This window comes from Paenibacillus sp. CECT 9249, from assembly GCF_918697855.1.
Taxonomy (GTDB): domain Bacteria; phylum Bacillota; class Bacilli; order Paenibacillales; family Paenibacillaceae; genus MSJ-34.
This window is the reverse complement of sequence record NZ_CAKKLI010000108.1, coordinates 1-1,159: the sequence shown is the minus strand read 5'-3', so window position 1 is coordinate 1,159 and position 1,159 is coordinate 1. Positions and strand designations below refer to the sequence as shown.

Annotated in this window: 2 rRNA genes; both read left to right on the top strand. The window is 51.3% G+C overall.

The features are described 5' to 3' along the window. Positions 1-114: ribosomal RNA gene (locus tag LQ229_RS26925) — 16S ribosomal RNA — on the top strand; the annotation flags it as partial. A 304-nt stretch (positions 115-418) separates the two neighbouring features. Further along, a 23S ribosomal RNA gene (locus LQ229_RS26920) occupies positions 419-1,159 on the top strand; the annotation flags it as partial.

The following is a 1,159-nucleotide window of genomic DNA, read 5'->3' as shown; positions in this document are numbered from 1 at the left end:
CCCGAAGTCGGTGAGGTAACCGCAAGGAGCCAGCCGCCGAAGGTGGGGTAGATGATTGGGGTGAAGTCGTAACAAGGTAGCCGTATCGGAAGGTGCGGCTGGATCACCTCCTTTCTATGGAGAATCGTCTTCTGCAACGAAGACATTCAAAATCGCTTGATCTCGCTCGTTGTCAGTTTTGAAAGAGCAAAGCCTCTTTCAGCGTCAAGTTCCAGAAAGTGCTGGTTGCACTTTAGGTTGGAACTTGATAAGATATTCTTCCGCCCGCAAGGCGGTTGTTGCACCTTGAAAACTGGATAGCGAAACAAATTGCGAATTAGAATATCCTTTAAGCTGAACTTGTGTTATGCAAGTGAAGCATAACCGGTGAATGCTGTATTCCAAAGCTCTGGCTTTGGAACACAAACCAATCACCTTAGGTTAAGCTACTAAGAGCACACGGAGGATGCCTAGGCGCTAGGAGCCGACGAAGGACGTGGCGAACGACGATATTGCCTCGGGGAGCCGTAAGCAGGCCTCGATCCGGGGATGTCCGAATGGGGAAACCCGGCTGCTGTAATAAGCAGTCACTCATGACTGAATCCATAGGTCATGAAGAGGCATACCAGGGGAACTGAAACATCTAAGTACCCTGAGGAAGAGAAAACAAGAGTGATTCCGTCAGTAGCGGCGAGCGAACGCGGAGAAGCCTAAACCAATGAGCTTGCTCGTTGGGGTTGTGGGACGTCTCACTAGGAGTCAGAAAGGTATTGATTAGGCGAAGAGGTCTGGAAAGGCCCGTCAGAGAAGGTAACAATCCTGTAGCTGAAAATGAGTACCCTCCGAGACGGATCCCGAGTACCGCGGGACACGTGAAACCCCGTGGGAATCCGGCAGGACCATCTGCTAAGGCTAAATACTCCCTAGCGACCGATAGTGAAGCAGTACCGTGAGGGAAAGGTGAAAAGGACCCCGGAAGGGGAGTGAAAGAGAACCTGAAACCGTGTGCTTACAAGAAGTCAGAGCCCTCTGATGCAAACAAGTTTGCATCATGGGTGATGGCGTGCCTTTTGTAGAATGAACCGGCGAGTTACGTTTACGTGCAAGGTTAAGGTGGAGAGCCGAAGCCGCAGCGAAAGCGAGTCTGAATAGGGCGAGTTGAGTACGTAGGCGTAGACCC